General features: G+C 42.3%; 40 protein-coding genes. 1 reads left to right on the forward strand and 39 read right to left on the reverse strand.

Features of this window, described 5'->3' with window-relative positions; all coding sequences use genetic code 11:
- Positions 1-5: 5 nt before the first annotated feature.
- The 39 genes from K339_RS0122400 to K339_RS0122610 form a co-directional block, all read right to left on the reverse strand.
- Positions 6-1,559: a hypothetical protein gene (locus K339_RS0122400; RefSeq protein ID WP_028525603.1), complete on the reverse strand. Its 1,554-nt coding sequence runs from the start codon at positions 1,557-1,559 to the stop codon at positions 6-8.
- A 2-nt stretch (positions 1,560-1,561) separates the two neighbouring features.
- Positions 1,562-2,047: a hypothetical protein gene (locus K339_RS0122405; RefSeq protein WP_028525604.1), complete on the reverse strand. Its 486-nt coding sequence runs from the start codon at positions 2,045-2,047 to the stop codon at positions 1,562-1,564.
- A 2-nt stretch (positions 2,048-2,049) separates the two neighbouring features.
- Positions 2,050-2,730, reverse strand: coding sequence for a hypothetical protein (locus tag K339_RS0122410; RefSeq protein WP_028525605.1), 681 nt, complete (start codon positions 2,728-2,730; stop codon positions 2,050-2,052).
- A gap of 325 nt (positions 2,731-3,055) precedes the next feature.
- Positions 3,056-3,574, reverse strand: a complete 519-nt coding sequence (locus K339_RS0122425; RefSeq protein ID WP_037301604.1) for a transglycosylase SLT domain-containing protein — start codon at positions 3,572-3,574, stop codon at positions 3,056-3,058.
- On the reverse strand, positions 3,574-3,762 hold the full coding sequence (locus tag K339_RS0122430) for a hypothetical protein (RefSeq protein ID WP_028525607.1): 189 nt from the start codon (positions 3,760-3,762) through the stop codon (positions 3,574-3,576). The genes K339_RS0122425 and K339_RS0122430 overlap by 1 nt, the downstream gene beginning before the upstream one ends.
- 11 nt (positions 3,763-3,773) lie before the next feature.
- Positions 3,774-4,250, reverse strand: coding sequence for a hypothetical protein (locus K339_RS0122435; protein ID WP_028525608.1), 477 nt, complete (start codon positions 4,248-4,250; stop codon positions 3,774-3,776).
- On the reverse strand, positions 4,228-4,842 hold the full coding sequence (locus tag K339_RS0122440) for an SH3 domain-containing protein (RefSeq protein WP_028525609.1): 615 nt from the start codon (positions 4,840-4,842) through the stop codon (positions 4,228-4,230). The genes K339_RS0122435 and K339_RS0122440 overlap by 23 nt, the downstream gene beginning before the upstream one ends.
- 1 nt (position 4,843) lies before the next feature.
- Positions 4,844-5,368, reverse strand: coding sequence for a hypothetical protein (locus tag K339_RS0122445; RefSeq protein WP_028525610.1), 525 nt, complete (start codon positions 5,366-5,368; stop codon positions 4,844-4,846).
- Between the two features lies 1 nt (position 5,369).
- Positions 5,370-6,083 (reverse strand): hypothetical protein, encoded by a 714-nt coding sequence (locus tag K339_RS0122450; RefSeq protein ID WP_028525611.1) that lies wholly within the window; start codon positions 6,081-6,083, stop codon positions 5,370-5,372.
- Positions 6,084-6,173: 90 nt separating this feature from the next.
- A complete protein-coding gene (locus K339_RS0122455; RefSeq protein ID WP_028525612.1) occupies positions 6,174-6,827 on the reverse strand; it encodes a hypothetical protein in 654 nt (217 codons plus the stop codon).
- A gap of 197 nt (positions 6,828-7,024) precedes the next feature.
- Positions 7,025-7,339, reverse strand: coding sequence for a hypothetical protein (locus K339_RS0122465; protein ID WP_028525613.1), 315 nt, complete (start codon positions 7,337-7,339; stop codon positions 7,025-7,027).
- 3 nt (positions 7,340-7,342) lie between these two features.
- Positions 7,343-7,684: a hypothetical protein gene (locus K339_RS0122470; RefSeq protein ID WP_028525614.1), complete on the reverse strand. Its 342-nt coding sequence runs from the start codon at positions 7,682-7,684 to the stop codon at positions 7,343-7,345.
- A 1-nt stretch (position 7,685) separates the two neighbouring features.
- A complete protein-coding gene (locus K339_RS0122475; RefSeq protein WP_028525615.1) occupies positions 7,686-8,021 on the reverse strand; it encodes a hypothetical protein in 336 nt (111 codons plus the stop codon).
- Positions 7,984-8,367 (reverse strand): hypothetical protein, encoded by a 384-nt coding sequence (locus K339_RS0122480; RefSeq protein ID WP_028525616.1) that lies wholly within the window; start codon positions 8,365-8,367, stop codon positions 7,984-7,986. The genes K339_RS0122475 and K339_RS0122480 overlap by 38 nt, the downstream gene beginning before the upstream one ends.
- 301 nt (positions 8,368-8,668) lie before the next feature.
- Positions 8,669-8,893 (reverse strand): hypothetical protein, encoded by a 225-nt coding sequence (locus K339_RS0122490; RefSeq protein WP_028525618.1) that lies wholly within the window; start codon positions 8,891-8,893, stop codon positions 8,669-8,671.
- The gene (locus tag K339_RS0122495; RefSeq protein ID WP_028525619.1) at positions 8,893-9,525 is read right to left on the reverse strand and encodes a hypothetical protein; all 633 of its coding nucleotides are present in this window, start codon (positions 9,523-9,525) and stop codon (positions 8,893-8,895) included. Before K339_RS0122495 ends, K339_RS0122490 begins: the two co-directional genes overlap by 1 nt.
- Before the next feature lie 2 nt (positions 9,526-9,527).
- Positions 9,528-10,190 (reverse strand): hypothetical protein, encoded by a 663-nt coding sequence (locus tag K339_RS0122500; protein WP_211243832.1) that lies wholly within the window; start codon positions 10,188-10,190, stop codon positions 9,528-9,530.
- Positions 10,162-10,710 carry a hypothetical protein gene (locus K339_RS0122505; protein WP_157607706.1) on the reverse strand — a complete coding sequence of 183 codons (549 nt, stop codon included), beginning with the start codon at positions 10,708-10,710 and terminating at the stop codon, positions 10,162-10,164. The genes K339_RS0122500 and K339_RS0122505 overlap by 29 nt, the downstream gene beginning before the upstream one ends.
- A gap of 31 nt (positions 10,711-10,741) precedes the next feature.
- Complete coding sequence (locus K339_RS0122510; protein ID WP_028525622.1) at positions 10,742-11,257, reverse strand: hypothetical protein; 516 nt, start codon at positions 11,255-11,257, stop codon at positions 10,742-10,744.
- A gap of 107 nt (positions 11,258-11,364) precedes the next feature.
- A complete protein-coding gene (locus K339_RS0122515; protein WP_028525623.1) occupies positions 11,365-11,622 on the reverse strand; it encodes a hypothetical protein in 258 nt (85 codons plus the stop codon).
- Between the two features lie 66 nt (positions 11,623-11,688).
- On the reverse strand, positions 11,689-12,588 hold the full coding sequence (locus K339_RS0122520) for an LPD1 domain-containing protein (protein WP_028525624.1): 900 nt from the start codon (positions 12,586-12,588) through the stop codon (positions 11,689-11,691).
- Positions 12,575-12,730, reverse strand: coding sequence for a hypothetical protein (locus K339_RS37265; protein ID WP_157607707.1), 156 nt, complete (start codon positions 12,728-12,730; stop codon positions 12,575-12,577). The genes K339_RS0122520 and K339_RS37265 overlap by 14 nt, the downstream gene beginning before the upstream one ends.
- A 21-nt stretch (positions 12,731-12,751) precedes the next feature.
- Entirely contained in the window at positions 12,752-13,339 is a 588-nt protein-coding gene (locus K339_RS0122530) for a hypothetical protein (RefSeq protein ID WP_028525625.1), read from the reverse strand.
- Between the two features lie 13 nt (positions 13,340-13,352).
- Positions 13,353-14,105 carry a DNA cytosine methyltransferase gene (locus K339_RS36180; protein WP_051398178.1) on the reverse strand — a complete coding sequence of 251 codons (753 nt, stop codon included), beginning with the start codon at positions 14,103-14,105 and terminating at the stop codon, positions 13,353-13,355.
- The gene (locus tag K339_RS0122540; protein WP_028525626.1) at positions 14,102-14,308 is read right to left on the reverse strand and encodes a hypothetical protein; all 207 of its coding nucleotides are present in this window, start codon (positions 14,306-14,308) and stop codon (positions 14,102-14,104) included. Before K339_RS0122540 ends, K339_RS36180 begins: the two co-directional genes overlap by 4 nt.
- Positions 14,305-14,673 carry an ASCH domain-containing protein gene (locus K339_RS0122545; RefSeq protein ID WP_028525627.1) on the reverse strand — a complete coding sequence of 123 codons (369 nt, stop codon included), beginning with the start codon at positions 14,671-14,673 and terminating at the stop codon, positions 14,305-14,307. Before K339_RS0122545 ends, K339_RS0122540 begins: the two co-directional genes overlap by 4 nt.
- A gap of 1 nt (position 14,674) precedes the next feature.
- Complete coding sequence (locus tag K339_RS0122550) at positions 14,675-14,932, reverse strand: hypothetical protein (RefSeq protein ID WP_028525628.1); 258 nt, start codon at positions 14,930-14,932, stop codon at positions 14,675-14,677.
- Positions 14,933-14,937: 5 nt separating this feature from the next.
- Positions 14,938-16,413, reverse strand: coding sequence for a rolling circle replication-associated protein (locus K339_RS0122555; RefSeq protein WP_028525629.1), 1,476 nt, complete (start codon positions 16,411-16,413; stop codon positions 14,938-14,940).
- A gap of 81 nt (positions 16,414-16,494) precedes the next feature.
- Entirely contained in the window at positions 16,495-17,211 is a 717-nt protein-coding gene (locus K339_RS0122560; RefSeq protein ID WP_037301694.1) for a DNA adenine methylase, read from the reverse strand.
- 205 nt (positions 17,212-17,416) lie between these two features.
- On the reverse strand, positions 17,417-17,755 hold the full coding sequence (locus tag K339_RS0122565; protein ID WP_028525631.1) for a hypothetical protein: 339 nt from the start codon (positions 17,753-17,755) through the stop codon (positions 17,417-17,419).
- A 448-nt stretch (positions 17,756-18,203) separates the two neighbouring features.
- On the reverse strand, positions 18,204-18,515 hold the full coding sequence (locus K339_RS34505; protein ID WP_064751005.1) for an Acb2/Tad1 domain-containing protein: 312 nt from the start codon (positions 18,513-18,515) through the stop codon (positions 18,204-18,206).
- A 63-nt stretch (positions 18,516-18,578) separates the two neighbouring features.
- Positions 18,579-18,863 carry a hypothetical protein gene (locus tag K339_RS0122575; RefSeq protein ID WP_028525632.1) on the reverse strand — a complete coding sequence of 95 codons (285 nt, stop codon included), beginning with the start codon at positions 18,861-18,863 and terminating at the stop codon, positions 18,579-18,581.
- Positions 18,864-18,871: 8 nt separating this feature from the next.
- Positions 18,872-19,411 carry a hypothetical protein gene (locus K339_RS0122580; protein WP_028525633.1) on the reverse strand — a complete coding sequence of 180 codons (540 nt, stop codon included), beginning with the start codon at positions 19,409-19,411 and terminating at the stop codon, positions 18,872-18,874.
- 48 nt (positions 19,412-19,459) lie between these two features.
- Positions 19,460-20,119: a hypothetical protein gene (locus tag K339_RS0122585; RefSeq protein WP_028525634.1), complete on the reverse strand. Its 660-nt coding sequence runs from the start codon at positions 20,117-20,119 to the stop codon at positions 19,460-19,462.
- Positions 20,120-20,140: 21 nt separating this feature from the next.
- Entirely contained in the window at positions 20,141-20,371 is a 231-nt protein-coding gene (locus K339_RS0122590; protein WP_028525635.1) for a hypothetical protein, read from the reverse strand.
- Positions 20,358-20,744 (reverse strand): hypothetical protein, encoded by a 387-nt coding sequence (locus K339_RS0122595; protein WP_028525636.1) that lies wholly within the window; start codon positions 20,742-20,744, stop codon positions 20,358-20,360. Before K339_RS0122595 ends, K339_RS0122590 begins: the two co-directional genes overlap by 14 nt.
- Before the next feature lie 24 nt (positions 20,745-20,768).
- Entirely contained in the window at positions 20,769-21,056 is a 288-nt protein-coding gene (locus K339_RS0122600) for a PLC family EF-hand domain-containing protein (RefSeq protein ID WP_028525637.1), read from the reverse strand.
- Positions 21,057-21,060: 4 nt separating this feature from the next.
- The gene (locus K339_RS37270) at positions 21,061-21,219 is read right to left on the reverse strand and encodes a hypothetical protein (protein WP_157607708.1); all 159 of its coding nucleotides are present in this window, start codon (positions 21,217-21,219) and stop codon (positions 21,061-21,063) included.
- Positions 21,216-21,590, reverse strand: a complete 375-nt coding sequence (locus K339_RS0122610; RefSeq protein WP_028525638.1) for a hypothetical protein — start codon at positions 21,588-21,590, stop codon at positions 21,216-21,218. The genes K339_RS37270 and K339_RS0122610 overlap by 4 nt, the downstream gene beginning before the upstream one ends.
- Before the next feature lie 144 nt (positions 21,591-21,734).
- On the opposite strand from K339_RS0122610, the gene K339_RS0122615 reads away from it, so the two are divergent.
- Positions 21,735-22,154, forward strand: coding sequence for a helix-turn-helix domain-containing protein (locus K339_RS0122615; RefSeq protein ID WP_028525639.1), 420 nt, complete (start codon positions 21,735-21,737; stop codon positions 22,152-22,154).
- The last annotated feature ends 247 nt before the right edge of the window (positions 22,155-22,401 follow it).

Raw genomic sequence — 22,401 nt, forward strand, 5'->3', positions numbered from 1 at the left:
AATTATTAGCTATTGATGTTTTGATTTGAGGCCGTTCTTACCCAAAATTCGAGTCTAGCACCCTGCTTGTTATAAGAGAGTTCACCATGGAAAAGACTGTTTTCAGCGACATTGATATTGCCAAATGCAGGGTCAACCAAGAACTTGATAACTTGACAATGTCGCATGGCTGGAATGGGGCGTGGGCTAAGAATAGACCCGTTCCATGAGGTACCGTCAAAGTACTGACTCCCATCTTTCCAGTAGAAAGCCACCATTCCCATGTTTTCGCCCAAATCTTCCAATTTGATTCGAGCGCTATTGAACGGTTTCATGTATCGGAGCATAAGGATTCTATCGGCAAGGTCTGGATATTCCACCGCTTGCCCAGTAAACGTTTTCTTTGGTTCGTATTCCCTACATACCATTTCGGGCGTAAAGAAGGAAACGGTAGTTACTACGCCACTTTTTTCAATCTCCCACGTGAGGGTTTGTCCTGCCAAATCTTGCTGATCATGAAAGCGATTGATGGTACATTCGACGTAGCTTCCATAGTTGGCGTTGTTGGCCGTTCCCACTGAAGTAGCGCCTAATTGGGCGGTGATGTTATAAGCACCCGAACCACCAACTAATTTGAACCGTCCTGTGATTTGAGTTGGACTTACAATCATTTCCACATTCGCGTTCGGGTCTGATGGTTCCACCCATCCCGAAATATCGCCCGTAGCCTGGTTATTACCTGGGCTACCACCGCCCGTTCCAACGGCAAAATCATCCGCATTTAAGGAGAAGCTAGACGTATGGGTGTAGGTAGTACCTGAGATAACCACCGAAACCATGACTTGATACGTGCCTTGGGTAGTAATTCCTTCGTTAGATGGCGTAAAAGTACAGAACGGTACGGAGCTGGTATTCAACCCTGAAACGGTTCGGCTACTTATTGTTGTGCCACTACCGTTTTTGAATGTCAGCACGTAGTCTCTCGTTCCGCGAATAGACTCATGCAGGGAGATTCGTTGCGTAAATGGCCACCATTGCGGGTCGCGTCCTACTGACGTCAGCAACGCATAGCCTGACGGCAAATCTTGAGTAGCGATAGTGAACGAAGCATCTGAACTGTAGGTAACACCTCCAACAACTGTACTTACTGTAATTTTGTAATTACCAACCGCGCTGATTAAATCATTGAACGGGACAAACGTCAAAAACGGCGTAAGGAAACTATTGTGGTTTGAAACCGTTCGGCGGCTGATTTCGGTGCCTGATTCGGTTTTGAAGATAATCGTAAAATTCCGTATTGCCCCCTGACTTTCGTTCAGTGAAATGCGCCACGTATGCGGCCACCATTGAGGGTCACGCGCAACTGATATTCCGAAAGAATAACCACTTCCATTTCCACCGCCACCACCGCCGCCGCCACCTACAAACCCAAGTGGGGCCACAATGGCGGGCAATGATTCTGGCAATTCAAGCCTTTCCCCGATTTCAGCACGTTGTTTTTTTGCCTCATTAAAGAACCAAATCGTAATACCTAGTATGACGACAAATAGTAGGAGAATAATGATTGTTTTTTTCTTCATGGCTATTGGTACAAAGTTGAATAAGCATCAACAGGTTGTGCTCCTGCTTTTTGGAGGAGCTTAAACAAAGCCCCTGGGTGGATTAATTCTTTTGGATAACTTGGTAAATGATAGATTCCATAATTTTTGGCCGCGATGTAACACAGCTCTGAGCAAAACCAACTTTCTCTGACGCCGATGGGAACTGGCAATACCATTCGTACAATATCACCGTAGTCGTATGGTTTCCCAATTTCTACCATGACCCACGCATGAAACTTGGATGGTTCGGCGGTGGGCACATACAGAAAATCCCAATTACTACTTCTTTGCAAGACCTCTTTTGCTGGCTTGAAGCTTACCCCTTTTCCATCCGTTCGAGCTGACAACGCCAACCCGTGCGGTTCGATGAATAACTCACAATGCGTATAAGGCGTTTGTGTAAACCATTGGGTTATTTTGCCCTTTACACGTTCGTTTTCACCGTTATGACAAAATCCAATAATCATCTTTACGAGAGGGTTTCCATCATTCCGTTTGCCCCCGCCATTTTTTTGATGTAGTTACGCGGCTCTTTTGGTAGTTGGGCGATCAATGTATCGGTCATGGCTTTCGGTATTTTGTAATAATAGCCTTGATTGTAACGAACAATGACACGGTCTAATCGAACCAATTCTCCGTCGGAAGTTCGTTCAATTTCTTCGTCAATTAATTGACTTGCATACATTGCTGAGACCAATAAATTGAACTCAACATTTTTAAGGTCGTTGTTATTGACGATTGAATAACCCAAATCAATCGGCTGATTTCCTGCTTTTTTGGGGTCAACATCTGACGCAAACAACACATCAATTCTTTTTCCAAGCTGCTTCCGTAGCAGTTCAATTTCTTCGTTACTCAAGCGTTTTTTTTTCTTTTCCCGAATAATCACGTCTGAGGCTGTGTCGGTATTAATTTGCCCAAGCCCAACAAAACCAAATGAGTTGATGAATTGTGGGTCAAGCTTTGCATTTTCGATGAGAATTATACCTTGAAAAACAGTCAACGGAATATTTGCCAAGGCGACGGCTTGTTTCACCAAAGAACCATAGCGATTCATTAAATCCGTCCGAATGTTTTTGAACGCCTCAGCTTCTTTCGGCTCATAGAAACCGTAGTTTGTGTATCGTCGTTTGATAATAACCTCAGCCATTTTTACACAAGTTTGAAGGTGCGATTTTGTTTTCTTTTGAGCGGGTACAAGTTTCGGTAGTAATACAATGCCGCCGACGCTATACCCACCACTAGGGCCAGAATTGAAAAGGTGAAAAATGGTTTTTTCATGGTTTTTTCATCAAATGTTCACGAATTGTGAAAGAGTTGGCAATTATTGTCAACACGCCAGATACGAGGACAACAATCCCTGCTAATACGTGAATGATGCCTGCTTTTTTACGCATACAAGTACTGTTTAAGAGTTGTCTTTGTGAGTACTAGGTAAGTCACCACACTTAGTACAACCGCTACAATGACATAGCTTACCCGATTGCTTTTTTTTTTGACTCATAATTTTGAGCCTCTTTCGGGAGTTTTGAGATCAACCAACCTTCAATGTCGCTGATTGTAATTACTCCGTTTCGATTAATATCGAGTCCTGCGTTTTGGTTGTAAATTGTTGAACCACTTTTGGCAATGACATAATTACTTGCTTTTCCTATTGCTGCTGGATAAAAGACAGCTAAGTAAACATAAATCAATCGGCTCATTTTTGCCTTATATGGCCGTAAATAGCGCTCAACATAATCAAGTTGTTCTACGTTGGACATTGCCGCCAATGCTTCCGTCGTAGTACCTAATGAACGCGCGGTCGATGGCATGAATTGGATAAGCCCCGTAGCGCCTGACTTGCTATTGACTGCACGATGATTGAGTTTACTTTCTTTGTACATCACAATCATCAATTCGTTGGGGTCAATGCCCAGGCTCGACGCTACTTGGCTCACTTTTGCTCCAAAGGCCGCTTGATTCTCTTTTACGTATGAAAGGAGTATGAGCATTATCGTACTTTTTTAGAATAGGTATAAGCTATAGCCATGACGCCACCTGCGAGTAAACCAGCAATAGCAAAACCTGCTATTAAGTATCCACCCGTCGTTGCAAGCGTTTTTTGTTCTACACCGACATTTAACGGAATCCCATCTTTGGTCAGTTTGTCGATGTTGGTAAGGATTTGAGTAATATCCATGACAGAATTATTTAAGTCGTTGTTTTGCCTGCGCCAATGGTTCGGAGTCGTGCCAAAATTTTGTCTCTCCACGCTCCTTCGGTGCCCCACCAATCGTTTTCGATTTCGGTGTATAGGTTGTCGTTTTTGAGTGGGACATATCGGTCGTTGTACTGATTATTAAGCAATTTCAGCTCATCGTTAGTAAGTGTAATAAGTCGTTTGACCAATTCTACTTTGTAATAAGTAGAACCTGGCAACCACGAAATATCATCGAAATACTTTTTACACTCTGTAATTAGTCGCTCTAATTCTTCACGTGTGATAGTCACAATAAGGTCTTTGTCAGAAGGCAAAGGTACTTTATCCATTTTGGCCGTTTGAAGTGCGGATTTTCGCCCAAAGAAATAGACGATGACCAAAAATACTAGGGCCAATACAATGTACTGAAACGGCCTACTTTTAAACGCTTGCACGTACCACTGGTTAGTCTTGGAATTTGATAGCATAGCGAACAAGCATTAAGAGTGTGACACATGAAAGAAAGATAATGCCTGGCAATAAGAATTGCTTATAGTCCCGTGTTTCTACGAGCGACATTTCTACTGTTGGTGGTATTTCGACCCCTGTATTGGTGGCCTGCGATGTTACTACATTGCTTCGAGTGAGATAATCGCCGCTAACCCATCCGTAACCACCGCCATTTAGCGAAAGAAACACGAATCCGTTTTCTGTGTACCCATCCGATTTCCCTGCCAACGTTCCACCGTTTAATTTTTTTAATACCCCTGCCGTAAGGCTTGGTGCATTGCGAACGTTGACCCCTGTACGTCCGTTTTGGATATAGTACCCGTACGGCGCTTGCCACTGAACTAATTTATCCGACAAAATCCAGCCGTATTGGTTACCGCTGATAGGATTACGTAGTCGAATTTGTGTCCACTCACCCACCGATTGCGCGAAACTCCCTACATAGGAAGATGGTTTCAACGTTCCGATAGCTTTGCCATTGGCTGACCCGTACACCTTAAATGCTCCATTCGGCGTATTGGTGCTATCTGCTTTAGTTTTGAGGATTGCCCCTCCGATGAAAGCTGCCATATTATTTTGAAAGGGTTTTGTACAATACAGCCAAGGCCGTAACACTACCAAGAATCACCACTACCCATAGGCCATACTTTAGCCATTTCGGAAATGAACTCTGAGATGTGGGTACTGCCTCTTTTTTTACGACAAATACTCGTTTCCCGTTCATTTCGTCTCCAGTCGGAATCGCATCAGGATATTCATAAGCAGTGCCTGGTAATTTATTGCCATTTTCGTCGTACACGATGGTATCATTTGTATCTACGTCTTCTGAGATTATATCAATGTCAGAAAACGGCACATAGACGATATTGACATCATACTCGGCATCTGGAACCATCACGTATTTTGTAAGGATAACTTCAACGTAATTTACGAAGTCGCCACCTTGGTCAATTTGTGTTTTTGAAATTGTCCCAACGACTTCGCCTGCTTTAAAATACTTTACAATATTAGCATTGATTGTATCAGGGAAATCGTAGGCAATGGTTTGTGGTACGTCTGCTTTTACACGCACCTTTTTTCCAACTGTTAGCGCCATTTTACAGTTTTTTTAGAAGTTGATAACCACCTATTCCGACAACTGCAACACCTAAAACTAACAGCACTGCTTTAGCCCATGTCGGAATGGTAGTAGTTAGTTCGGGTTGTTTTGTGATTTCGGCTTTTCCCATTGGTGCCGCTTCAATACTTAGCGCTATGTTTTTTCGTTCAGCTAATGACAATTGTCCATATTTGGTGACCGATGTTACATAACCATTGGGTAATTGAACACTCCACACACCGTCATCGTCTTTGAAAATTTTTGTTGGACGATACTTCGTTTCTAATACGGCTGCATCTTGAGCGACTTTTCTTTCAATAACCGCATATTCGTTTTCTACCCTTGTTTCATTTGTAAAGAAATCGCCCTCTTTAACGTAAGCATTTTTTTCGACTCGTATCCATTCTTCAGCTACTGATGTAATAGCAGCCGCCGCTATATTTAGCCCAGGTATGAACCACACACCTTTGGGTGTATTTTTTGATAGCTTTTGACGTACCCATGCCCTTGTTTTAACTTCGACCCAAACACCTTCACTATTAGAAACAAGTATTCCTGTTGCATTTCCAATTGGGTCATTAGCTTGCCAAGCACGGCTTTGGCCTTTTGTGTCAGTGGCATACGGAATCATTTCAGATTTCGTACTTGAATCGGCAAACACTCGTGTACTAGCAGTCTTGGCGAATAAGGGTATATTGGCAGTAACAGACATGATATTTAGGAGATAAAAAAGCCGCTCCACCCGAACAAAAGCGCGGTTCGGAGCGGCTTTTAAGAACTATCTAACTAATTGACAAAAAATCTACTTGGTGACCAACTTGTAAATCAGTACACCCAACCCCACTACACCCGATACAATCAACACAACTTTAACTACGCTCATTGCCGTGCTAGTTGTGGTGGTAGGCGCATCAGGCGCGGCACTTGCACCCAAGAATTGCGAGTTTGCCGACACCAAAGACGATTTTAACAAATCAGTCAATTCCTGTTGCTGTTTCGCGGGGTCGATTGGTTCGTAGTACGGCTTTACCTTGCCATTTGCATCCATCGTGAATGGAATCAAAAAGCTGTTTGGTGTTGCAGGAATGGGGCCACCCGTGGTATAGCCAAGCGCTTGCAATTCGGCGGTACTGGCCACGTAGTCAAGCCATGCTTGCATGTTGGTGTACGTCTTTGAAACGTCGGGTGCAGCGTTATCCGATGCCGTTGGCGGCGCGGTTTCCGCGTACATACGAAGGGACTCACGCCCTACGAGTGTCCAATCTCCCGTTCCCAATTTCCGTTCCACCGCAAATCGGTCGTTACGGCCAATTTTACGGGCACGAAGGGAAACGACTTGTGTTCCAGTGCCAGAACCTAAGTTAAACCACAACCAAGTACCAAGGCTAGAACCATCTTTTAGTTGTGCATCCGCCACGAAATCACCCGGGGCGGTGTGGTTAGTTTGAAATGCCATTTTATTTGTAAGCTGTTAATAGGTGAAAAGTTGAAGGGGCAGTTTAAGAAAGAAACTTTTTAACCCTTGAAAGGAATGTTGATGTTGTTCTTTTCTTTTGAGTGGCTGCAATTTGCGCCTGTCTCAAATTGTTGAGAGCCAACGACGCCTTGAGGTTTGTCGTAAGGGCTTCGATTTGTTCTTGGGCAGTCATATTGTTAAGAATTGCGTTTAAAAAAGTACACGAGTAAAATAATGATGGATAGAAATGCAACCACCGCCGAAACCATTTGTAAAACTTTACGTTTTTGTTCTATTTGGGCTTTTTGCACTTCCAAAGCGGCTTCCGTTTGATTTGCCTCCGACACCGCCGCTAAATAGGCGGCATCCGATTGAATTACGGCCAATTTAGAGGCTTCTTTTGCTTGAGAAAGACCCGTTTGGGATTCATCTTTTAGGCTTTGGTTATTGGCAATACCAGTGTACAACTGAAGGCCAATGTTGAGCGCGGCAAGGGCTATCGGAATCCACATAAGTTAGTCTCGAATCCAAGTGACCACCGCTACTACTACCCCAATCACGACAATCCCTGCCAATCCGTAGCCCAGGTATAACTTTAAATTGTCGGCGTTTACTTGGGCAATTGCCGCGTCTCGACTTGCATTTAATTTGGCTAATTCGGTGTCCAATTCGGCTTTCGTTTTGGATTGGTCGTTGAGTAGCTTTTGAAGTTCAACTTTGTACGTACCTTCAATTTGCTTCCCTCTATTTTGGACTAATCCAACTCCGATGTCGCCTACGTCTCCGATGAGATTGCCGCCCGCTGTGGCACTACTCCCAGTGCTAAACAGCGTTGAAAAAAATGAGGTTTGGGCCATGTTAACGATTTCGGATAATATAGACAACGACGCCAGCGGCAACTACCAACGAGACTCCAACGATGATGAAAACATTGCGTTTTTTCTTTTTGGCCTCCGCATCTGCTTTTGCTTTGGCCTCCGCCTCGGCCTCGGCTGCTTGAATAGCCGCCATGGCAGTTGCTTCATCTTGACGGTTGGTAAGTGGACTTCTCGAACTGTTGATGAGAATTTGAATCACAATCAACAATATTTCCTGACCTTTTTGCAATAGCACGTTTTCCAGTTGTGCTTTTGTCGTAGGGTTTAACGAATTTGGGTCAACCCCCTGTTGTTTTAAGGCTGCTTCCAGTGTCATGTTCGGCTACTTTTTTTAGCTGAACAATCTTCCCATCAGGCTCTTTTTCTTGCGCGGTGCGGACTTTTTCCGCTTCGTTTTCGTCGCTGATTTCGTCGATTTCTTCGCGGTCGATTTGCGGCTTTTTGATTTCGACGTGCTTTTCTTTTTCGTAAAGCGGCCTTTGCTGTCTCGTTTGGGTGTCGTTGCCATTGTAGGAAACTTTTTGTTTACGGTTGATAAAATAGGTAACTGCATACAAGGCCCCACCCGCCAGAAGGCAGGCAGCAAAACAAGCCGCGAACGTGAAAGCAACTTGTGTCCAGTTGACCCGAACAAAACTTGGTTTAGTAACTTGATACTCCATGTGATTTTGGTGATTTGGTGATTGAATTACATGATTGAGTCGTTTTGGTTTGTTTTTTGTGTTGAACCCTTGCGGTGTTTAACTTGCCACTCACAAGGGTCAACACCAAAATCATGAGCTAAAGTAGTGGATGAAAACGGGGGCAGTTTTTCGATTTCTGCGTTTGGCGGCTTTTGTTGCTTTTTATCCGATTTTCTCCGCGTTTTCCCCGTGTTTTCCCCGAATTTTCGCAAAGGAGAACGGTAAAAAAAAAGCCCAAATCCAACGGATAAGGGCTTTTTGCTCACGCTATTTTTTAGTATTAAATTTGTTCTTTAAAATCTGCACATCCCCAGCGTTTTCGCAAATAGTTTACCACTGAGGGCGGTAATACGCGGCGCATCGTAAAGGGATTGTACCCAGCTTTGACCATACCTAAAAGCGTGGTTTGGTCAATCCAAGAAACCAACGTATCAGCGGTAATGCCAAACTCCTCCGCGAGTTCGGCCAAACTGCCAGCACGTTCATTTTTTACCTTGCGAGCCATTACCCAATTCGATTTTCTTCTTTATAGATGATTCGGTACGCGTATTTGTTACGATTTCGCTGATTTTCTTTCAATACTAGCGCCAATGCTTGCTTCACCGTTGGCCGAATGGTATAGGGGATTTTCGGCGGCAAATCGTTTGGGTCATCAATTGTTTCTCTGACCAAATAAATTTCACAGTGTTTCAGGATAAACGGCCCCACGTCGGAGAAGGAATGCACATTGAAAACGTAATCATTACACGAATTTCGGCTATTCAGAATGAGCCCTTTTACAATAGGGTGAAAGTTTCCTTCAACGTAGGTCGTAAAATCCTCAAAGAATACCACAGCATTACGGACATACTTGGAAACCATCGTGCAAAACTCCAAGATTTCGGGGAATACCTGTAAACTCTCGTACGGACGGTACACAAAGTATTTTTTCCCTGGCAATGAGTGTATTTTAGGGAGTTCTTCCAGCGTAATTCGTCTAAAATTGTCAAACGAAGGATGGCAACCAAGATCGAGTACGACAACTGGTTTGCCTTGTTTCTCGACAAATTCAACCATCATTTGCAACGACGCGGTCGTTTTGCCCGTGCGTTTCATCCCTACGTGAAGGATTGCCGCCGAATCTCGTAACTCATTCATTGTTATCGTTGCGCACTACGACGCGTAAACGTTGTTATTAGTCCCGAAAAATTTGTCAATTGTCGAGTAAGCATAAGTTTGAACATTATTCCCGAAATACTATCGTCGTTAACTTCATTTCTTTGGTTTTTACGCTCCAAATCGGCTTTGATGGCTTTGAACAGCATCTTTGCCTCCGCATCTTCTAACTCTGTTTCTTCTTCGATGGCTTCTAGCGTTTCGTCAAACTGTTTGCCTTTTAGCCAAATTTCTTTTACAGCGGGGTCAGACTCATAGACATTGACTACGCCGTCGGTAGCCAAATTGCTTTTTAACTCCAAATACGCGGCGTATTCGCCTTTTTTTAAGGTCATCGAAACTTTTACACACTCAATCAGAGCGTTGACCAATAAAATGACGGCACCATAGGTACGGGTTTGTACCTCGGCACGCGCCCGAATTTCATCGGCCGTCAATCGCTCGGGTTCGGGCGTAGCCGTATTTCCACCAAAAACGCTTGAAAGCAACGAATTGGGTTGTGTCGGTGCAGTTTGTTGCTCCGTTACTTCGGGTTCGGGCGGTGGTGGTGGCTCAGGCGGAGCAACGGTTCGCGGTGGCGTAGAAAGGAAGCTGGACAGCGGAGAACCCTCAAACGGATTAGTTGGCGCTTGAAACATTGTTGTCATTGATTAACGGTTGCAAAAACGACTCCAATTCGGGTAAAAGCGTATCAAGAATACGCGACATTTCAGGGTCACGCCGCGAATACGCGACGTAAGTGGGCAACAATGGCCCCAAGTACTTGAGTCCAACACCAATATCAATTGGCAGTTCACGGCCTTTGGGAAACAACTTTTTGAGCGTTTTTACCGATTTTTGGACGATAATGTAACCCATGTGGGTAGTGATTTCTTCGGGTAAATACCGTTCATTTGCCAAAAGCCCGTCAATTACGCTGCTGAGAGTGAAGTTTTTGAAATCAGTTTGGAACTGGTTGTTTTCATCTATCCATAAGGCACCAATTGAGTGCAAATAGGAAATGACACCATAATTAATCTTTCGGGTGAAATCTGCCCAATCTTGCACCGATTTTTGGATATTTTCCCAATAAGCCTCGAACGCTTCGGGCTCGGTCTCAAAATAAGTGCTAACTACACCTACAAACGCGTCGTTTTCGTCCGTTTGAATAATTGCTAGTTTCTTCATTTTTGTGTTGTTTTCGCGGTGTTTTCGCGTTTTATTCGGCGATTTGGGGAAGTATTTGTCGGAAGTACTCAATTACTAATGTTTCGTAGTATTCAGGCCCGTAATGTCCGTAAAACACATTTTCTGCGATTGTTCGAGACGCTTCTTTTACGGCCATTTCGAGGGCTTTCAATTTTTTTACGCTTGTCTTGGGCATTTCACTAGGTTGCGCGGTGTTTTCGCTAGGTAAACGTAGGTGTAGATTTTCCTGCGTAAGCCTTGCGTTTTCGGCGCGTAATGCCTCAATTTCGGCATCATAATTGCCGATTTTCTTGTGGTTTTTAAGCACATAGCGGCAATACATCGCTGTTTCAATCATTTCGCCGCGATTTTTCCGCGTTTTTACCTCGTTTTCGAGGTCAACAATCGTTGAAATAGGCAGGCGTAAGGGGAATTGTTTGGTAATTTCTTGCTCAGTGGTTGGTTGCTCGGCGGTTTCGTGGGGTAACTCTGGCGAAATTGCCGTGTTTTGAGCCTGTTCGGAAGCTGGAGTGTTAATATCGACCATGACTTTCGGTGTTTTTTCTACCGAAATTCAATGGTTTTTGAAAATTCCTCAAAATGGTGGGAGAAAGTAGGGCAAATGTTACGCGATTATTGAAAAACGCGTTGTTATCACTGTGTTTTTGCCCATAAATAAAACTCATGGTGTTGGGTGATGATTTCCACCAAGAAAAAGTATTCGTCGTAACAAAGAAGCAATCGACGTTCCATCAAACGTTGAAAGGTCGTGTCGGATTCTGAATAGTTGTATTTTTGATTGAACTCCCTACGAACTCTATTTTTTGTACGCTGATTCAGTACGCGGAACATTTCAATCAATTCGACAATTGAAGGAGTAGGCTTTGGGGTTTGTGGTTGATAGGTGCTCATGTTTTAAAAATACAAAAAAATCAGATTTTACACAACAAAAAAACCCTCGTTTTGAGGGCTTTTTGCTTAAATTTTGTCTTTGATTTGTTTGCAAAATCTTCTGAATAGTGGGGCTACTTTTTCAAGTTCTTTATCAGTTGGATAAATTCGTTCGTCGTATTTTCCTTGAGCCAAAAGACGATTTGTAATACCTTGCCTTTGTAACTCCCAAGATACCCAGGCTTCAAACCATCTTGCAAACATCTCGTTACGTCTTAGGTAGTATTCGCCCATGTCGTCAAGTCGACCAACAAGTTCAAAAAGACGTTTGTAATAATTAGAAAGCGTTTTGTTGGGTTCTCGCCAAATGATAGCTTCTAAAATATCGTCGGCGGTTTTTCGTATTTCCCCACCGACGTTTAATCGGTCTTTTGTCGTAATTCTACCTCCAGTGACGGCAAAATATGCGTTTGACTTATCAAGAAACTCGCCTGCGAAGTAATCAAGGTAATGCCCGTACTCATGGGCAAAGGCACCCATTCCTCCCGTGGCGATAAAACGGGCCATTTTAGTACTGCTTGAATCGTCTTCATAGCGGGTAATATTGATAATTTTCCACCAAGGTTCGTAATGAGCCGCCGCGCGACCTTTTCCACGTGCTCCGAAGGCGACCGCTAAATAACCAAATCCAATGTTATAATTAAACCCTACGACTTTGTTCAAATCATAGCAACAAACAATCAAGCTGTTTACATAGTTGTATCTGTCTTCATTCGTAACCCAATTCCCAAAATTCAGGTCTCGGATACTGAACCGATTTTGAATAATTTCTACACTTGAATTTGCTTGCAAGGATTTAGGAAGGCTGAATTTCGGACGAACGTAAGAAAGATAATCGGCAAATCCTTCACTTTTCCAAAACGCATCGGCACGACTTCCCAACGAAACATTGGTTGACGTGTCCACAATTTTACTACTTTTTGCCACGGTTTTTGAAATGGTTTGAGAGTTCAACTTCTGTTTTTTTTACGTCTCTTTTTTTAAAGAGTTTTGGGGAAGCATCCCCACCAATCACCCGTTCATTTTCAGGCAATTTGGCTTTTGTTGGAGCGAATCGTTTAGTTTTCATGGTTATTGTTGATTTAAATGGTTATCCAATTTCATTGGCAAAGTCAATCGCCATTTGCTTGGCATCTTCCATAGTGGTTGCTTCCCATTCGCCTTTGCCGTATTTTTCAGGGAAATGACAAAAAGCACCGCCAGTAGTACCAACCAACTTTTTGTTTGGCGTTTTTTCGTTGTAAGTCCACGAAATTTTTAGACCTGGCATACCTTTTTTATCCACACTATCCCCACATTTAATGTCGCTATGGCAATCGTCCTCCCAAAAATTTAAGGCATCTTCAATTGCCTCTTCTTTGTTTGATGGAATAAAATGACAATCCCCCTTTTTGCAAGTAGAGCCAATCCCGAACCCACAAATTGCACGATGCGACCATCCATACCATTTTTGTTCTTTCGGGTTAAATCCAATGTTTGATGTTGCATCTTTTTCGTTTTGTGCGTTTTGAATTTCTTCTGTAACTCCAATTTTTAGAAGAAATTTTAGCATCGAAGTGTTGGCCGCATGGCAAATATATGACCCGTCTATTTTTGAGACGTAAACTTCCGATGTCTCTGGTTCTAAATCTCCGTAATCATAAGAATGTGTTTCCTTGTTAGCAAATTGTTCAAACATAATTTGTGGTTGTTTAAATGGTTGATTGTTGGTCAAAATATTGAATCATTTTTAGGACTAATTCAGCGACGTGCGGGTTGACAGCATCGCCGTACGCTTCTATTTCGGCCTGAGCCAGTTTTGCGGAAATCCCTGTATCAACCGAAACAGCGTAGGCGTGGGCTTCTCGTAAAGAGTCACGGTCAAATATTCGGAAAGCTTTAGATTGAAGGTGGACTTTTTCCCTAATTTCTTTTCTACACACTTTAAAATACTGCTTATTGAAAACTTGCTGACCGTTATTCCGTCGGATTTGGTGGGGGTAGGCAACGATAAATATTCGTTCCCTCTCATCCGCGTAACCAATCGCTCTTTTGGATATAACTTCCCATTCTGCATTGTACCCGATTTGGGCAAAGGCCCTGAGAATGTCAAGTAATCCAAGGTTAACGAGATTTGGGGAGTTTTCCAGCACCACGTATCTTGGTCGATGTATGCAAATGATCCTGTAAAACTCCCACCAAAGGCCGCTTCGTGCGCCTTCGAGTCCTTTTCCGTTTGGGTTTGCCAAGCTAATATCTTGGCACGGGAAACCTCCTGTGAAAATGTCGGCATAGACGCCATTAGTTTTTCGTATGTCTCTGTCATTTATTGCGTACTTAAATCGGTAACTAATCCAGGTATTCCTAAAATCGTCAATTTCACAAGTGTAAACGGTTTGGATTCTACATTCCTCCGCAGCGAGCGAAAACCCGCCAATTCCTTCAAAAAATCCCGCGTGTGTCATAGCTTAACATTTTCTAGTTTTCTTTTTAAACGGGCAATTTTTTTCTCGTATTTACATACTTCAAGAAAATCATCATACGGGAGACTGTTTTTATTTTCGTCACTAACAGAATCAATACTATTGGCAAAAAAAATCAAGTCAATTGCTGTGTAGTACTCATTGATTTGCTCAAAAATGTATGGCATTGAATTGATTGAAGTCATGTGAACAACCCATTTTGAGGTTTAACCTTTGTTTTTTCGATGGTTCGGAGTAAGACTAAGTCCCAATCGGCTGTTTTGAAGTCAATGCCTTTGTTTTTGTACATGGTAGTAACCAAGCCGACAAATTCATCACGGGAGTAACCAGTATCAAGACGTGCCACAAACTCATTTACGGCATATAGTTTTACGGTACGTACATCAATCACTTCTACATCTTTCAAGAACTTTCCTTTTAAGAGGATTGACAATTTGTTCCCAACTCGGTACTTTCTTGCATTGTGCAGCTGAAATGTGGTGAAGGAGGGGCAACTTAATTTATTATTCCAATTTTCGTTGAATGGCAATTGCTCAAATTCCGTAATCATGTCAGTAATTAAGTTTGAAATTGGGGATTTCGGTAATTCCTGCGGTTTGACAGGCCAAGAACCAGGCTGGAATAAAGTGATTCCATTCAGAGTTCATCCATTCTCTCGTTCTCAGACTGAGCCACCAATCCGATTCCGTTAGGCGGTCTGGATAGATTCTGAGCCGACGTCGAAAGTTGATAATCTCTCCGTCGGGCATAACCTGCCAATCTCCGTACTGCTGAACGGGTGTTTGTATATTTTTGTCGATATAAGGCACGGATTTTAAGCGGCATACAGGTTTTGAAAAACTGTTACGTAATGTGCCCGATACTCTTTGAACAGTTCAGGCGCAAATATTTCCATGTTGCTACGCTGTGGGTCTTTTAGCGGTATCACCTCCCCTTTCATTTCGACGAACAATGACCCCGCCCGTTCCGATGCTTTTTTTATATCGTCCTCACTGACGACCTTCGTCCGCAGCGTGTCAAGGTATCGTAATGCCACATGGTTCAGAATGGGTTCGGGGTATTCGGGCGCTTCGTAATTGATGTGCTCCGTTACTCTACGCTTGACCGTTTTGGACGTTACGGTACCAAATATGTCCGTTGAAGTCACCGTCACGGGTTTTATGTGCGTCACCGAAGTTTGGTAGGAAACCATTTCGCACGTACGGCGGCTAATTACGCACTGGTAAGCCACTGGCTTCGTCTCGGGCGCTTTCAAAGCGGCTGACGCTCCCCAAATTCTTCCCCTCATTCTACGCACTTGAAAAACAGGAGTGTAGGCGACTCGATTAGAATCCCCAAACATCACTTCGGTCGATTCATCTGGCGTAGTTTCGATGAAGTATTTCCCCGATTCTTCCACCAACTTCTGGTTCTCGGCCAACTTTGGCTTCACTATTTCGGGCTTTTTGGTGAAGTACTTTGAAACGTAAGCGCTTAATTTCTTGATAGATTTCAACGAATGGATGTCGCTCGTGTTTGGGTCCTTCCATTTGGCGGCTACACCCTTTTCGTAGGCTTCTTTTTGGCGTTTGCTTTCTATTTTTCTTGCCTCAGCTTTGGTTATTTTTCGGCCTTGGTCTTTTGCGGCCTTCATGTTGGCAATAACGCGTTGCTCGAGCATTTCGGGGCGAACAAAAAAGCCGTTTCGGTAGATGTACTTTTGGGTATCCGCGTAATCCTGCACGTAGCAATACGGGAATTTATCAATGTGCTTGTTCCAAATTTGGCGCAAACGCAAAGCTGGTACCGCTCGGTCAAAAAGGACGTGAAAATGGATATTCCCGTTTTTTTGCGTTTCGGATACCCACAAATAGTTTTTTACTTTCCAATTCCGAATCATTTCATTCATAAACGGGTGGAAGCAGTCCTCTTTGATGTCTCGATCATCGTGAATTTGTTTGCAAGGCAACGTGAGCGTCACAAAAGTTGGATAGACTTTTTCCGAAGGGAAACTCGTGGGAAATGCCATATTTACATTCAACTCAATCGCGGTCAACCAATTTTCCAAAATCCCCTTGACATGGCGACGGGTCGCCTCGCTCATGTATCCGTTGTACCCCGTATCCATTTTGTTTTGGACCAAATTGGCCTTGCTAGTGGCGCTTACTTCGTACTCCGTCGTTTTTACATAACGCTGAGTACTTACCACCGAATGCGGCTTAAATTTCGCAATGCGGGCAAAGTCCCACTTTAACGTTTTGCCAACGATTATGTCAAGGGATTTATCGCGTTTTTGAGGATTGAATGTCATGGTGATTTAGGAGTTGATTTCCAGTACTGTAACGGCTTTTTTGAAAATGATCGATCAACAACAAGTTTGAAGTTGTGGTACCTACGATTCGTTTACGAATTTTAATCGAATAGCTTCCAAATGGGCATTTCTCTCTATTTCAGGAAGCTTTTCAAGCTTTTTAATCATTCCACGAATTTTCTTTTCAATTCGCCAACGGTCTCGAAAATCTTTTCCAACATACTGATAATCATGTAGCTCGGTGGGTTCTTGATAGTTCATGTAGATGCGTTCTACTACCTTACCATGTCTCGTTTGACCAACAAAGTCAACTTTACGCCATTGTGAAAGGGTCTCATCATACATTTCATTCGGGTAAGAAGAAATCATCACATTGGCATTTTTGTAGCTGCTTATAACTCCCAAAAGGTGTATGTGTTGTTCGTCAGTCAACTCAAATTCATAGACCTCTTCTGAAGATTTCCTTACGAAAAATGGATATGGTGGATCGAGATACAAAAACGAAGCGGAGCAATCCAAAGCCTCTCTTTGTTCTTCGAGAATTTCAATTGCATTTCCATTAATCAATTGAACTTGACTTTCTGCCTGCTTTGGTAAATGATTCCTCCATTTTTCAATCACAATTGCTGAAGCATCAATCAAAATGGAGTTATTGGCCAATTTTTTGGCTCTAAAAATGCTACCGTTGCCTAAAAACAATTCTCCATATGTTTCGTGTGGTGGAATTTGATTTATAATCGCCTGACAAACGCCACTTCCTCCTTTTCCACCAAAATAGCTTTCAAAAGGCTTTGCCATGGCCAGCAACGACTTTTTAGAAGTTGCTTCATTATGGCTATAATTTTTATTACCAGGGAATAACGACACAATTGTAAAATATCAATTTTGAATCTCTGCGGACAACGCCTTTTAAGTACAGCTCACAACGCCCATTTTTTACAAAACCCCATTTGCAGCCGATTTAGGGGGTATTTTACGGGAACCGACGCTTAGATAAACCAATTTAGGCATTCGCCTGATTTCGTTGCTCTGTCGGTTGGGTTTGACGTGGTTGGTCTTTTCCGATGCTTACACGAACGCCATTTTCTTCTGAGAAAAAAACATTCACATCTACGTTTTTGTAGCCTCCTGATTTCTTTTCGAGTTGTTCGAGAAAGATTGCACAATCGTTTGTCCTTTGGAGTTCACTACAAATTTCAACGTTTGATATGTATCCATTTGAACCGTTAAATTGGACACAGAATTTACGGTTAGTTTTCATGTACCCTACTTTACAGAGCATTGCTATTGTAGAGAAGTCTTTAATTAATGGTAGTTTGAAACTTGCTATTAAGATTTCCATGATAAGTTCAATTGATTAAGATTTCGATAACTTCCACTTTCTGAAATGATGCGAGTGACTCAATGAAATCATCGTAGTTGTGTTCTGTATAGATGGCTTCCTGTGTGACAGCAATAGTTCTAATGATTGCTTTCCCATTTTTATCCTTAGTGATTCGACGTATATCACTAATTGAGATAGTAATTTCCTCAGGGATTCCCCCGCTAGAGATAGTGCCAATAATCTGAATCTGTATCTTTCACAATTTGACAGTAAAGCGCCTCTTTGCATTGTAGATTCTATTGCGTTTCGGTGGAATCTTTCAGGGTTCATAGTTACAGTTCGTTTTGAGTGAGACGTTTACGTGCCTTATACGCTTTTTGATTGCAAGCGTTTGAACAGTATTTACGCCACTGAATAAGCGGCGTAAATACTTTGTTGCATTGTGGGCAGATTTTGGATGGCATAGCTATGCAATTTGCTTTCCTTCAACATTGCGCTTCAATCGGTCTGAGGTGCGCTTATTGAGCCACATCAAAGATTCTTCTAACTTGGTAATCACAATAGCGTTTTCCCGACACGGAAACGCATTTTGGAGAAAAACCATGCGGTCGATAAGTACAGCAAGTAGTTCTTCATTGGTTGTGCCATCCGAAACTGTTTCAAGCTCTGTTGTATCACCTTTTGGCTCTTTATGAATAAACTGGATGGTTTGGCCATGTCCGTTTTTGTCTTCAAAATTGTGAGCAACATATCTGTGCCCAGGTACTAGGACTTGCATAATTGTAGTTGGTTATTGATTAAAAAATTTGTTTATGGACTTTTCGCCAAATTTGGCGTAAAGTCAAAGGGATATATCATTGTACCAATTAGAAGCGGTTGCATCATCGGGACTTTTCCCCCGATTTGGGGAAAAGTCCAAGTTGTATTCATCGTAAATGGAATCAATCCAACTGATTATAGAATCATAGTCATGGGTAGTAGAAATCATTCTCTTGCCAATTGTTACAATTGCACTTCCACCTTCATTCTGTTCTATCAATGAAATATGGTTGATGTTTACAATAACGGATTCCTCTTTCCCTGTGCTAGGTCGTAAATAACGTATCGCTAAAAATGGATTCATCATGGTAGCTCCTAGTTTGTTTTATTCTTACCGCCAAAATTTGGGAATAATGGGACTCCGTTATTGATAAGCGTCTCAATTTGATGCTGTAACATCTTATGGTAGATTTCATCTGGTTCTCGTTGGTCAATGGGTAATAATGTGTACTCATTTTCATCCACTTCACTCATACAAGCCGAATATTTACTACCTACTTTAAGAGCCTTACCGACGCCACGCCAAAAGTGAATAAGTGGGGCAAATGCGACTACTTTTGATGATTCTTTTTCCTCTTGCATTGTTTCAGAAATCCATCTAATGTCATAGTCCTCCTCTATGTCTTCATCAAATGAATGAAACTCTTCGGGAGCAAATGGCGAGTCCCATTCGGCATATCCAACATGAAAATTCATTTCCCCAGTTTCTGAGTCATACACAGCTAACAAAACGGGGTCTTGAGGCTCTGGCAAAAAATGCGCTGATGAATACCAGATACAACCCATTGTAAAAGTGAGGTGCGAGCAGATAGACTTATGCTCATCTTTGTTGATTGAATTGAGTTCGTAGTGCATAATTAGGGTGATTTTGATGTTTATTTATTTTGTAAAAAAGAAAATCCGTTAGAAAGGTCTGTCGGGGTCTTGGTCAACGTCTGGAAAATCAAACGGGTCGGATTGTTCCGCGTCGTGAGTAGAGAAACTTTGTTCGGGAGTGTTGGCCGAACGCAGACGCGCGGGGATGCCGTGGAGACGGTAAAGGGTTTCGTTGGTTTTTGCTACCAGTTCCTCATAAAACTTCATTTGAGCGGTATCGTCCCATTTCTTTTTGCCTTCACCGTCGGTAGTTTCTACCATTTCGGGACGGCCATTTGGGTTTTCTAGGGTGAAAGCCGATGGAACAGACGATTGACCTTGTTTGGTGAATAGTTGCGTTTTCCCTTTTTCGTTTTTGAAAACTGTTGTTCGGATGTAGTAATCGAGTTTGGTGTTTGGAAGTCTCGAAAAGAAATCCTTTGCTTCTTTGGAACGATAATCAAGTTGCAGAACAAACTTGTCAACGCCGTCTTGAAACCATAGTAGCCATTGACGGCCAAAGTCGGATTCTTTTAGTTCAATGTCATAAAGCATTCCTTCAATGGCTTTGAAATATTGCTCATGTACCTGGCGACCATTGCGATTGATACGCGAAATGGTTTTGTTGTTGGGAGTCTCAAAACGTCGCGTAAGTTTTGAGTCATAGACGGTGAAAAAGACCGTAGAATTGTCTTCGTGAAAAGCCATGGTTTTGATTTGATTTTGGTATTAAAGAGACTCGAAAGATTGTAGTTCTAATTGAAGAATAACTTGTTTGGCCAACTGCCCAAGTTCACGTTTTCGGTCGGCGTTTTTGATAGTTTCAAGTTCGGTAGTGAGTCGGTGATGTTCTGCCTCAAGGGCAATTACGTAGCGCTCTATGTGTTGCAGTAAGTAGGTGTTTCGGGGGTCGTCATTCAATTTGGCCATGGCCAATTCGTACATATCACCCAGGTTCATTTGGTAGGTTTTTTAATTTTTCAGCTTCCCATTCTTCGAGACATTTATCCAGTTTCATACATATTTCTCCTAAAAAGCTCTCACTTGAATTTTGTGATTTATAAATAGCTGCTAACTGTCTCCTGTAATGTATTGATGCTTGCTGAATTTGATTTATTAATGGGGTTTTATCGACAGTCCCTATTTGTGTTAAGTACTTCCTTTCCCATTCATTAGCCATTTTTAGCATGTGAGAATGAAAGTCATCAATACGATAATCATCCGTTTTTCGTTTATGATAACCGTGCCAAAGTCCTTGACGATACCCATGCGCCGTTTCTTTGATTTTCTCAGCTTCCGTGGATTCTTCTTTAATTATCGGTATTATTTTCATCGTGATACCTCAAAAAAATGTTGGTCAATTTCTCATTTTCCAATGGCTATCAATCCCCGATTCGTCGGTTGCTGCTTTGGCTCGGTGCAGAAATCGCAGGTTACGGTTAACATCGTCGATAAAATCTTGGATACTCCGAATTTGCATTTGAGTCGTATTCAATACTTCATATTTATTCGTCCAAAAGAGCCAGAAAAACCATTTCGGTCTCTGTTCAAGTCGTTGATAGACATCTATTAACTCACCTTTTTCTTTTAATAAATCCGCTCTCGTGCCTTGAAGCTGTTTTATTCGTAGTTCAATATTAGTCATGGCGCTATTTGTTGGAAGGATAAAACAAAACGATTGTGGCCCAAATCAATGCCCACCAAGGAGAGCCGCCGAAAAGCACATAATTTACGACTGGAAAGAAAGCTATTGCGCTCACGGCAATCGCTTTGACTACGTCTAAGTTGATGGTGATTGTAATTTTCATTCGCTTGCCAATAGTTTTTTGTGTTTCCAGCGATTAAACAAACTCTCCGATTCTTCAAGGGCGAGTGCATCCGCAGCGTCGATGATGTAGCCAAAAGCTTCGGGTTCGGCATCGAATAAGCGGCGAAAAAGTTCTCTAATGCCGAACGGCGATGTGTGAGGGATTAATGACTCGATCACAAATTGGGCTTGGTCATTCCTCATCGGCCTACGTTCGGCAATTTGCTCTTTGAACGTCCGATGGCCCACATTATACTTTTCCGAATATTTGGACATGATTTGAGTCTGTACGACAGCCGCATGGTAATCGTACAACTCTTTGGCAAGGAGCCGTTTTTGCTCCAATGTCAACGTTTGGTAAGTTTTCTTCATACAAAAAAAATCGTCTTGACCTTGCACTTTTATTTAGGTTTTGCGTTATTTTGTTGTAAATCGTTGCGATTTGTGGCGATTTGTTGAACAAATATAAAGTAAAAACAGAAATATTAACAAGTAAAAACAGAAATATTTTTTAGTATGGAACCACAAAAAAAGCCTATTGGCCTTGTAATCAAGGAATTAAGCGAGGAAAAGGGTTTTAAAGTAAAAACCTTGTCACAGTTAAAGGGAATAACGCCACAAGCTGTACACGATGTGTTTAAAAGAAGCTCAATTGGTACAAATGAGCTTGACGAATGGGCCACAATACTAGAAGTAAGCCCAGGCTATATACTTGAAAAAACAAAAGTGAAAGAAGAAGGAATTAAAGTTAAAGACGAAATTTCTTTTGGAGGTGATAGCTATTTAATGCGTCGTTTAGCCGATTTAGAAGAAATGGTACATTTCCTGAAAGGTCAGGTATCGGAAAAAGATAGTATGATTCGTTTTTTGCAGGGAAAGTCGGGTAGTGTACCCTTAGCCAGATTTGCCGCATTACCTCTTTTTTTTTGTGGGTAATGGGGCAAGTTTGGGTACACGGTAATTAGCAAAGTGCTGATTATGGCTCAAAAAGAAGAATGGGTTCAGGCTCTAACGGGGTCACATTTTCGAGTTGTAACGACTCATTAAGCGCCTTAAACACGATTTAAGGCGCTTTTTTATGTTTTCGCCCTTCTTTCGCCCCGTAACGAATCGCCATAAATCGGAAAATGTTACAGAAATTGTTACACAAAGTTTCAATTCCAAAATGGTACGATTTAAAGTA

The sequence above is a fragment of the Runella limosa DSM 17973 genome (assembly GCF_000482465.1).
In the GTDB taxonomy this organism is placed as follows: domain Bacteria; phylum Bacteroidota; class Bacteroidia; order Cytophagales; family Spirosomataceae; genus Runella; species Runella limosa.

Coding starts and splice junctions, on each gene's coding strand:
- K339_RS0122400 (WP_028525603.1), bottom strand. CDS start 1,559: ATGAAGAAAAAAACAATCATTATTCTCCTACTATTTGTCGTCATACTA.
- K339_RS0122405 (WP_028525604.1), bottom strand. CDS start 2,047: ATGATTATTGGATTTTGTCATAACGGTGAAAACGAACGTGTAAAGGGC.
- K339_RS0122410 (WP_028525605.1), bottom strand. CDS start 2,730: ATGGCTGAGGTTATTATCAAACGACGATACACAAACTACGGTTTCTAT.
- K339_RS0122425 (WP_037301604.1), bottom strand. CDS start 3,574: ATGCTCATACTCCTTTCATACGTAAAAGAGAATCAAGCGGCCTTTGGA.
- K339_RS0122430 (WP_028525607.1), bottom strand. CDS start 3,762: ATGGATATTACTCAAATCCTTACCAACATCGACAAACTGACCAAAGAT.
- K339_RS0122435 (WP_028525608.1), bottom strand. CDS start 4,250: ATGCTATCAAATTCCAAGACTAACCAGTGGTACGTGCAAGCGTTTAAA.
- K339_RS0122440 (WP_028525609.1), bottom strand. CDS start 4,842: ATGGCAGCTTTCATCGGAGGGGCAATCCTCAAAACTAAAGCAGATAGC.
- K339_RS0122445 (WP_028525610.1), bottom strand. CDS start 5,368: ATGGCGCTAACAGTTGGAAAAAAGGTGCGTGTAAAAGCAGACGTACCA.
- K339_RS0122450 (WP_028525611.1), bottom strand. CDS start 6,083: ATGTCTGTTACTGCCAATATACCCTTATTCGCCAAGACTGCTAGTACA.
- K339_RS0122455 (WP_028525612.1), bottom strand. CDS start 6,827: ATGGCATTTCAAACTAACCACACCGCCCCGGGTGATTTCGTGGCGGAT.
- K339_RS0122465 (WP_028525613.1), bottom strand. CDS start 7,339: ATGTGGATTCCGATAGCCCTTGCCGCGCTCAACATTGGCCTTCAGTTG.
- K339_RS0122470 (WP_028525614.1), bottom strand. CDS start 7,684: ATGGCCCAAACCTCATTTTTTTCAACGCTGTTTAGCACTGGGAGTAGT.
- K339_RS0122475 (WP_028525615.1), bottom strand. CDS start 8,021: ATGACACTGGAAGCAGCCTTAAAACAACAGGGGGTTGACCCAAATTCG.
- K339_RS0122480 (WP_028525616.1), bottom strand. CDS start 8,367: ATGGAGTATCAAGTTACTAAACCAAGTTTTGTTCGGGTCAACTGGACA.
- K339_RS0122490 (WP_028525618.1), bottom strand. CDS start 8,893: ATGGCTCGCAAGGTAAAAAATGAACGTGCTGGCAGTTTGGCCGAACTC.
- K339_RS0122495 (WP_028525619.1), bottom strand. CDS start 9,525: ATGAATGAGTTACGAGATTCGGCGGCAATCCTTCACGTAGGGATGAAA.
- K339_RS0122500 (WP_211243832.1), bottom strand. CDS start 10,190: ATGACAACAATGTTTCAAGCGCCAACTAATCCGTTTGAGGGTTCTCCG.
- K339_RS0122505 (WP_157607706.1), bottom strand. CDS start 10,710: ATGAAGAAACTAGCAATTATTCAAACGGACGAAAACGACGCGTTTGTA.
- K339_RS0122510 (WP_028525622.1), bottom strand. CDS start 11,257: ATGGTCGATATTAACACTCCAGCTTCCGAACAGGCTCAAAACACGGCA.
- K339_RS0122515 (WP_028525623.1), bottom strand. CDS start 11,622: ATGAGCACCTATCAACCACAAACCCCAAAGCCTACTCCTTCAATTGTC.
- K339_RS37265 (WP_157607707.1), bottom strand. CDS start 12,730: ATGAAAACTAAACGATTCGCTCCAACAAAAGCCAAATTGCCTGAAAAT.
- K339_RS0122530 (WP_028525625.1), bottom strand. CDS start 13,339: ATGTTTGAACAATTTGCTAACAAGGAAACACATTCTTATGATTACGGA.
- K339_RS36180 (WP_051398178.1), bottom strand. CDS start 14,105: ATGACACACGCGGGATTTTTTGAAGGAATTGGCGGGTTTTCGCTCGCT.
- K339_RS0122540 (WP_028525626.1), bottom strand. CDS start 14,308: ATGACTTCAATCAATTCAATGCCATACATTTTTGAGCAAATCAATGAG.
- K339_RS0122545 (WP_028525627.1), bottom strand. CDS start 14,673: ATGATTACGGAATTTGAGCAATTGCCATTCAACGAAAATTGGAATAAT.
- K339_RS0122555 (WP_028525629.1), bottom strand. CDS start 16,413: ATGACATTCAATCCTCAAAAACGCGATAAATCCCTTGACATAATCGTT.
- K339_RS0122560 (WP_037301694.1), bottom strand. CDS start 17,211: ATGGCAAAGCCTTTTGAAAGCTATTTTGGTGGAAAAGGAGGAAGTGGC.
- K339_RS0122565 (WP_028525631.1), bottom strand. CDS start 17,755: ATGGAAATCTTAATAGCAAGTTTCAAACTACCATTAATTAAAGACTTC.
- K339_RS34505 (WP_064751005.1), bottom strand. CDS start 18,515: ATGCAAGTCCTAGTACCTGGGCACAGATATGTTGCTCACAATTTTGAA.
- K339_RS0122575 (WP_028525632.1), bottom strand. CDS start 18,863: ATGATGAATCCATTTTTAGCGATACGTTATTTACGACCTAGCACAGGG.
- K339_RS0122580 (WP_028525633.1), bottom strand. CDS start 19,411: ATGCACTACGAACTCAATTCAATCAACAAAGATGAGCATAAGTCTATC.
- K339_RS0122585 (WP_028525634.1), bottom strand. CDS start 20,119: ATGGCTTTTCACGAAGACAATTCTACGGTCTTTTTCACCGTCTATGAC.
- K339_RS0122590 (WP_028525635.1), bottom strand. CDS start 20,371: ATGAACCTGGGTGATATGTACGAATTGGCCATGGCCAAATTGAATGAC.
- K339_RS0122595 (WP_028525636.1), bottom strand. CDS start 20,744: ATGAAAATAATACCGATAATTAAAGAAGAATCCACGGAAGCTGAGAAA.
- K339_RS0122600 (WP_028525637.1), bottom strand. CDS start 21,056: ATGACTAATATTGAACTACGAATAAAACAGCTTCAAGGCACGAGAGCG.
- K339_RS37270 (WP_157607708.1), bottom strand. CDS start 21,219: ATGAAAATTACAATCACCATCAACTTAGACGTAGTCAAAGCGATTGCC.
- K339_RS0122610 (WP_028525638.1), bottom strand. CDS start 21,590: ATGAAGAAAACTTACCAAACGTTGACATTGGAGCAAAAACGGCTCCTT.
- K339_RS0122615 (WP_028525639.1), top strand. CDS start 21,735: ATGGAACCACAAAAAAAGCCTATTGGCCTTGTAATCAAGGAATTAAGC.